This window comes from Plantactinospora sp. KLBMP9567, from assembly GCF_033446045.1.
Lineage (GTDB): Bacteria > Actinomycetota > Actinomycetes > Mycobacteriales > Micromonosporaceae > Plantactinospora.
This window is the reverse complement of record NZ_JAWQRR010000032.1, coordinates 22,033-29,349: the sequence shown is the minus strand read 5'-3', so window position 1 is coordinate 29,349 and position 7,317 is coordinate 22,033. Positions and strand designations below refer to the sequence as shown.

Sequence of the window (7,317 nt, the reverse complement as noted above, 5' to 3'; positions counted from 1 at the left end):
GGGCACTTTTTTTGCGGTGTTATGTCGGTACCGTTCGGGGGGTGGGGGGGGGGGGGCGAGACATCGACCGGCCAACGACCACCAGTGACGAGTACGGGTCCCACGAGGGATGGAGGCAAGGCTCCATGGACCGGCGAGCTAGGGCCTGTCGCACCACGGTGGCGGTGCTGGCGATCGCGAGCGTCCTCACCGTACTGACCGGCTGCGACCTGGTGCGGTCGCCGCGGCGGGCGGCAGGCGTACCGACCACACCGGCCAGCGTCGCCCCGACCAGGCCAGCGGCGACCGCCGCCGAGCCAGAGAACCGGGCCGTCGCCACGGGGTCGTCCGTCCACCGCGTCACGGTGGACGGCCGGAGTCGCACGTTCCGGCTGTACCGGCCGGCCAAGCTGTCGTTGTCGACGCCGGTACCGCTCGTGGTGATGTTGCACGGTGCCCTGGGCAGCGGTCGCCAGGCGGAAACGACGTACGGCTGGAACGCCATGGCGGACCGTCACGGCTTCGTGGTCGCGTACCCGGATGGGCTGAACCGGTCCTGGGCGGTCAGCTCCGACTGCTGCGGATCGCCGGCCCGGCACGGGGTCGACGATGTCGCGTTCATCGCCGCGACGGTGGCCGACCTCTCCACCAGGCTGCCGGTCGACCCGGAGCGGATCTACGCGACCGGGATATCCAACGGCGGGATGCTCGCCTACCGGTTGGCCTGCGAAACCACCACCTTCGCCGCGATCGGGGTGGTGGCCGGTACGCTCCTCGGGCCGTGCCCGACGCCAGCACCGATCTCCCTGCTCCACATCCATGGCACGGCCGACGGCGTGATCCCGTACGACGGTCGCCCGGGGGCACTGAACAACGGCGGAGTCGGGCCGCTACCGGTCAAGATCGACGGCGGTCCCGTGCGCGACCAGATCGACAGGTGGCGGGAACTCGCTCGGTGTCCCACCCCGGAGGTCCGTACCGCGGGAGCCGTCACCACCTCGGCGGCCCACTGCCCCGACGGGCGCGACGTCGACCTGATCACCGTCGCCGGCGCCGGACACCAATGGCCGGGCGCGACGCAGTCGACAGCGGAGCGCCTGCTCGGGCTGGATCCGCCCTCGACGGCGCTGACCGCCACGGAATCGATCTGGAGCTTCTTCGACACCCACCCACGCGTGGACTGAGGTCCCGGCAGCACTGAGGTCCCGGCAGCACTGCGCGGCGGCCGACCGCTACAGCCGAGGACGCTGGCGGCGCGGCGCGGCGGGAGTCGTGAGGGTCTTGCAGCACTTCATCGGGCCAGGGCGGGTTCGACCTGCGCTCGGTGGGAGGTCGATGCTCACCCACACGGACATGGCGGCGAGAAGGCCGCCGAGGTCGCCACTGCGGGCGGGGTCGGTACGCCGACGGGCCGACCGGGTCAGCCAACGGCGCAGGTACGGCTGAAGTTCGGCCAGCGACCGGGTACGGATCCGGCGGAGCGGCCGGTCCAGGCGGGCCAGGTCCAGCGTGTCGCCCCGGTCCGGTACAGCCCGACGGACCAGTTCGACGCGCCTGGCGGGGTACCAGTCGAGTGCGGCGTACCGGTCGGCGAACTCGGCGAGGGGCAGGGCGGTGCGTTCCGGATGCGTGCTGAACAGCTCGTGATAGTAGCCCCAGCCCAACTCCTTGGCCATCGCCGGTCACACCGCGGTGATGAAGTCGAGCGGACGTTCCGCGTCCGGCAGCGCCCCGGCCTCGAAGAACCGGGGTAACGTCGGCGGTTCGCCTGCCAGCCGGTACCCGAACTTCGCCAGGTGTGGGACGCCACGCCGCGACCCGACCAGCAGGCGTGGCTCCCGGCCCGATCGGCCACCCGTATTGGCGTACCACGTCGCCGCGCCAGGTCGAGGCCACGTCGATCAGGGTCTGTAGCTGTTCGGCCAGCGCCGGATCCGTGGGGCCATGCACCAGCCGCGACCGGAGCGCCTTGTCAATCCGGTGGACCCGCAGCAGCTGCCCACGGACCTTCCCCAGTCGGGCACGTCCGGCTCCGCCGATTCGCCCGACGCTTCCGGTCCGTCCGCCTCGCCCGACCGCTCCGGCGCGTTCGACCCGTCCGCCCCGTTCGGCGCTCCCGCCATGACCGGCAGCGGGTCAAGGCGGAGCCGTACCAAGTCGGCGGTCCAAACGAAGGTAATCCGGTACCCCTGCTCCGGCCGGTCGAAGCTGACCTCGCCGTGCTGCGCGTCGATCAGCCGTACCTCGACGCCTCGCCGCGGATCCATCAGGGTGGGCCCGGGCAGGTCGGGGAGGACGTACTCGACGGCATCCCGCGACGCGACGCCCAGCGCGACCAGGTCGAGGTCAGCACCGGTCCGCACCGCGGACCGAGCGATTGAGGTGTTCGGCTGGGTCGCCGGGCGTCGCCGGCTCTTACGGCGTCTGGCCGCCAGCGGGTGGCGCGGGCGATTGCCGGAGGCCCGTGGTCGTGGATGATGCTAGCCGCACGGGCACGAGGAGTCTGACATGCCCAACCTCGAGATCGTCCTGAGCATCGAGGTCGTGCCCCTGGCGGTCCGCCGAGCGACCGGCGCCGGCAGCCCGGAAGCCCGGCAGTCGGACAGGCCAACAGGCAGGGGCTGCGGCCACGGCAAGCGGTTAGCCTGCCGTCATGAGTGCCGAACTGGATGAGTTGATCGTCGCAGACGCCGACACGCTGCGCGCGTGGTTGTCGGCCAACCACGCCACGTCGCCCGGCGTCTGGCTCGCCCTGACCAAGAAGGGCGGCACAGTCACCATGCTGACCTGGCAGCAGGCGGTCGACGAGGCCCTGTGCTTCGGCTGGATCGACGGGCAGGCCCGCAGACGGGATCAGGAGACCTCCTGGATCCGGTTCACCCCTCGCACGTCCCGCAGTTCCTGGTCACAACGCAACGTCGCCCATGTGGCCCGACTGGAGGCACAGGGGCGAATGCTGCCCCCGGGCCGCGCCGCGGTGGAAGCCGCGAAGGCCGACGGGCGGTGGGCGGCCGCCTACGCCCCACCGTCGGAAGCCGAGGTGCCGGCCGACCTCCTCGCCGCCATCGCCGCCGACCCCGCCGCCCAGGCCATGTTCGACGTACTCACCAAAACCAACCGGTTCGCCCTCATCCATCGCGTCAATGCCGTCAAACGGGCGCAGACCCGTGAGCGAAAGATCGGCGAATTCGTCGCCATGCTGGCCCGCCACGAGACGATCTACCCGCAGAAGGCCAAGCCTTCAACCTCGCCATAATCGATATCTTCATGGTCAAATGCACTCACATGTCGGATCCGCGCGTTGCAGACCGCAACTGCCGGCGTTCTGGGCGCGCCGAGGATGGTGCGTCATGCCACGGTCTGCAGTCCGGCCGCATGTTCCGTACTTGAGCTCCGTGGTCTGTGCCGTACGGTCGCCGGCATGTTGGGCGTGCACTTCGCCATCACCAGAGAGCAGGACTCGCGGCTGACGGCGATAACGACACGGTGGGCGAGCTCCTCGAGGAGATAGCGGAGTCGTGGAGCGATGGCCGGTTGAAGGTCGATACCGACAAGGCTCGGGACGCCATCCATCGCTGCTTGACCGACGGCACGGGTTTCGACTACACCTGAAACAACTTCGTCAAGTCCAAGCGTTCCATGACCGAGCCGCTGCCGCAGGACGCGCAGTGGTCTTCACCGCGACCTGAGCCAGAGCCCGGCGCGCTTAGCTGCCGCTGACCGCCTGTTACATACGGTTGCAGCGGCTCGGCCCGATTGGCGCGGTTATCGCCGAGGAGCGGCCAGCCAGCAGCCGGCAAGATCATCATGAGCCTCTAGGTGATACCGTCCCCCGATGCCGATCAAGCCCGTGACGGGTATGACACCGTTGCCGCTCGACAGCCCGGAGGATGTCGCGGCGCTTGTGGAACTCCTCCAACGGCCCGACTCGGACGCCAGAGGGCTCGGTGACCATCTCGCCTTCCTCGCGGGTACGCGACCGGAGTTGTTCCGGCCGCACCAGGAGGCAGTCATCACCGACATGCTGGATCGGTTCGACGTTAGCTTCGCGGACCAGTGTCTGCTGTTGGGCGGAGCACCTGATCAGTGCGTGGAGCACCTGGCGCAAAGGCTGCGTAGTGACCGGTCGTTCGGTGACGCGCGGGCACTCGCCGCGATCGGCACCGCTGCCGCCCTGAGCGCGGTCGCAGAGGATGTGCGCAACGGTGGAGATCGCAAGAAGTATGAGCTCTCCGGAATTTGGGTGCCCTCCATCGGGCCAGCACAGTACCGATTCTCGCCACATCGGCGCGCGGTGCGGCTGCGGCCGATCAATGGACCGGGAGAACTCGCTGCCGTGGATCACCCGGTAGGGCTGCCGGTCGAACGGGTAGCGCAGAACCCCTCGGCCACTCCGATCTCCTGGCACTACCTGTCATTGCGCCACGCAGACGTGCCGGGCCTGCCGCCCTGGCCGACCGACCGTGTCCACCTCGTCGGAACACGAGCTACCTGCATGTGGACTCTCCACGCAGGCATCGACGACTCTGGCCGCTACCGCCGCGAGGCCGTCACGTCCGCCCAGCCGCCCTCCGCCGAGGAAGAGGAGACCTATCGCTCGTTGGAGGTCTCCGGCTTTGGGCTGGGCGCGGTGGAACTGCGGCCCTACGACGCGGACCTCGTCTACTGCAACGGCCACATTCAGCTCACGCCGGGCGTCGTCGGCACTGCCGGCGGTCCACCGATCGGGCTCTACGCGAATCCGTCCTGCCCCTCCTGCGGACGGTTGATGTTCCACGTCGTCTCGGTCGAGAACCGGATCCGCGAGTACGGCGACGGCTGGCGCAGCCTCTTCATCTGCGAGGACTGCCACACGGTGTCCTGCAACGCCACAGGATGGAACTGACCGCGCCTCCCCCATCGCATCCGGCTACCTCGCTGTACCCGACCACCAAGACGCTTCTAACCGCGATCCGGACGCTACGGAGCGCCACCAGGTCCACTGGTCACCGTCGACGTCAAGACTTAGGGCTGCGACGACCATCAAGACTGGAGCGCGACGGCTCGCAGGGCGATGTCGATGGAGGCATGGAGGTCTTCGCGGCTCGCGCCGGCGGCGGCGTGGACGGCGTGGCCCTCGCTGAGCGCCATCACGAATCGTGCCAGCGCCCGGGCATCCATGCCTTCCGGGAGGTCACCTTCCTCCGCCGCGCGGGACAGTCGTTCTTCGAGGGCGGACTCTGTGGCGGCCCGGCCAGCGGCCAGGACCTCGGAGATGCGGGTGTTCTCCGGCGAGCAGGCCAGGCCCCCCTGGATGGAGAGGCAGCCCGCGGGGTGATCATCGGCGGTGAGGCCGTCGGCGCTGGAGCGCAGGAAAGCTTCTATGGCGGCGCGTGCGGTGGGTTGTTCGAGTGCGGCGCGAGCACTGGCCACCTGGGTCTCGTGGTAGCGGGCGAAGGCGCGCCGGAACAGCTGCTCCTTGCTCCCGAACGTGGCGTACAGGCTCGGCCGGTTGATGCCCATCGCGCTGGTGAGGGCGCTCAGCGACGCACCCTCGTAGCCGTAGCGCCAGAAGACCTCGGCGGCGTGGCCGAGGACCGTCTCCTCGTCGAAAGCCCGGGGTCGTCCGGTGGCGGCCGTCTCAGTGCTCATGGGCACAGCCTACCGCTCGGTACAGAACGTGACCCAGCTCACGAACCGATCAGTACAAAACTTGCTACCGTGGCCGTGCAACCGAGCGGTACAAAAAGGTGCCGCGCTCGCGCACCGCAGTCGCGTGTCGACGGCGCGCTGCGCTCCGCATACCCGGAGGAGACTCATGACCGTCACACTGATCACCGGCGCGAACAAGGGCATCGGTTTCGAGACAGCCAAACAGCTTCTCCAGCTGGGCCACATCGTGTACATCGGCGCGCGCGACGTCGAGCGAGGCGAGAAGGCCGCGGCGGCGCTGGGCGCACGATTCGTGCAGCTCGATGTGACCGACGACGCGTCGGTGAGCGAAGCGCTGGCAACAATCGATTCAGCCGAGGGTCGACTCGACGTCCTGGTGAACAACGCGGGCATCCTCGGAGCCGGAGTCATCGACGGACCGACAGCCCTGCGCGTATTCGACACCAACGCAGTGGGGATCGTCCGAGTCACGGAGGCAGCCCTGCCCCTGCTGCGAAAATCCTCAAACCCTACGGTGGTCACCCTTTCGAGCAGCATGGGATCCTTCTGGGCGGTGACCAATCCCGAACGGCCGGAGTTCAATATGCCGCTTGCGCTCTACGCGGCATCCAAGTCGGCAGCCACCATGCTCACTGTCCAGTACGCCAAGTCCCAGCCGGGTGTCAAGTTCAACGCACTCGAGCCCGGCACCACCGCCACCGACATGACCGCCGCTTTCGGAATCGGAAGATCAGTGGCGGAAAGCGCCAAAACTGTCGTACGCCTGGCCACGCTCGACGTGGACGGCCCGACCGGGACCTTTACTGACGAGTTCGGGCACTTGAGCTGGTAGGCGTACAGGAACGCAAGGACAACCTGATGATCGACAACGGTTTGCGTAGCTGGTACCTGCGTTACATCAGGCAGTTCAACGCTCGCAAGTTCAACGACATGAACGAGTTCATCAATGACCAGGTCCTGTTGAACGGCGAGCCGGGCACCGGAGACGGCGTCATCGCGGTCCAGAAGCGAGACATCGATGCCGTTCCGGACCTCCACTGGGAGGTCAAGGAACTGCTGTTCGACCGTGACCGCATCGCTGTACGCGCCATCGACACCCGGACCCCGCTGAAGGAGTGGCTCGATGTTCCCCACCGGCGCCGCATTCGAGATCGTCGGGTACGCCATTTACAAGGTCCGTGACGATCGATTCGTACAGATGACAGCCCTGCACCACTCGGCCGTGATGCGTCGGCAACTGACCGACTGACATCAGGCACAAAGGTTTGCCGCGTCCGCCCGCTCCCCCGCCGAGCGGACGCGGGATTGAAAGGACGACTCTTGAGGAAAACCGTCAGGCGGAGGCGCCCTAACAGTGAGGTGTGACTATCTCTCCCCCTTCCGGTTCCAGTTGCGGCGTGGCTGGCCCGCGCTCTCGAGATCGCGCAGACAGAATGGCAGCAGATCTCGGATACGGCTTGACACTGATGGACATTCTGTCCAGATCGGCTCCACGCGAGGGCGATCCGGACCCCTTTTGGGGACGCCCTGACCAGCGTGCACCCATCTCCGAAGAAGAGGGTGCATGCGCTGGGCAAGTAGATGAACCTTCGAAACCTCTGACCTATTCGTTCACCGGCGTCGTTGGGGCGCGCCACCGTACTGATCCGCCGATAGGGCGCCACGTTCTGCGACGGTCGAATCCTC

General features: G+C 67.8%; 9 protein-coding genes. 7 read left to right on the top strand and 2 right to left on the bottom strand.

The window, feature by feature from the left end; genetic code table 11:
* Positions 1 to 125 precede the first annotated feature (125 nt).
* Positions 126 to 1,163: an alpha/beta hydrolase family esterase gene (locus R6Y94_RS24315; RefSeq protein ID WP_318398152.1), complete on the top strand. Its 1,038-nt coding sequence runs from the start codon at positions 126 to 128 to the stop codon at positions 1,161 to 1,163.
* A gap of 48 nt (positions 1,164 to 1,211) precedes the next feature.
* Here the strand turns inward: R6Y94_RS24315 and R6Y94_RS24310 are convergent, their stop codons facing one another.
* On the bottom strand, positions 1,212 to 1,655 hold the full coding sequence (locus R6Y94_RS24310) for a hypothetical protein (RefSeq protein ID WP_318398151.1): 444 nt from the start codon (positions 1,653 to 1,655) through the stop codon (positions 1,212 to 1,214).
* A 543-nt stretch (positions 1,656 to 2,198) separates the two neighbouring features.
* Between R6Y94_RS24310 and R6Y94_RS24305 the strand changes: the two genes are divergently transcribed.
* The 4 genes from R6Y94_RS24305 (at position 2,199) to R6Y94_RS24290 (ending at position 4,864) form a co-directional block, all read left to right on the top strand.
* On the top strand, positions 2,199 to 2,360 hold the full coding sequence (locus R6Y94_RS24305; RefSeq protein WP_318398150.1) for a hypothetical protein: 162 nt from the start codon (positions 2,199 to 2,201) through the stop codon (positions 2,358 to 2,360).
* Positions 2,361 to 2,632: 272 nt separating this feature from the next.
* A complete protein-coding gene (locus R6Y94_RS24300) occupies positions 2,633 to 3,235 on the top strand; it encodes a YdeI/OmpD-associated family protein (protein ID WP_318398149.1) in 603 nt (200 codons plus the stop codon).
* A 230-nt stretch (positions 3,236 to 3,465) separates the two neighbouring features.
* Positions 3,466 to 3,591 (top strand): hypothetical protein, encoded by a 126-nt coding sequence (locus R6Y94_RS24295; protein ID WP_318398148.1) that lies wholly within the window; start codon positions 3,466 to 3,468, stop codon positions 3,589 to 3,591.
* Positions 3,592 to 3,814: 223 nt separating this feature from the next.
* Positions 3,815 to 4,864, top strand: coding sequence for a hypothetical protein (locus R6Y94_RS24290; RefSeq protein ID WP_318398147.1), 1,050 nt, complete (start codon positions 3,815 to 3,817; stop codon positions 4,862 to 4,864).
* 137 nt (positions 4,865 to 5,001) lie between these two features.
* Here the strand turns inward: R6Y94_RS24290 and R6Y94_RS24285 are convergent, their stop codons facing one another.
* The gene (locus R6Y94_RS24285) at positions 5,002 to 5,610 is read right to left on the bottom strand and encodes a TetR/AcrR family transcriptional regulator (RefSeq protein WP_318398146.1); all 609 of its coding nucleotides are present in this window, start codon (positions 5,608 to 5,610) and stop codon (positions 5,002 to 5,004) included.
* Between the two features lie 166 nt (positions 5,611 to 5,776).
* On the opposite strand from R6Y94_RS24285, the gene R6Y94_RS24280 reads away from it, so the two are divergent.
* Both R6Y94_RS24280 and R6Y94_RS24275 read left to right on the top strand, forming a co-directional pair.
* Positions 5,777 to 6,463 carry an SDR family NAD(P)-dependent oxidoreductase gene (locus R6Y94_RS24280; protein ID WP_318398145.1) on the top strand — a complete coding sequence of 229 codons (687 nt, stop codon included), beginning with the start codon at positions 5,777 to 5,779 and terminating at the stop codon, positions 6,461 to 6,463.
* A 26-nt stretch (positions 6,464 to 6,489) separates the two neighbouring features.
* Positions 6,490 to 6,813, top strand: a complete 324-nt coding sequence (locus R6Y94_RS24275) for an ester cyclase (RefSeq protein WP_318398144.1) — start codon at positions 6,490 to 6,492, stop codon at positions 6,811 to 6,813.
* Positions 6,814 to 7,317 lie beyond the last annotated feature (504 nt).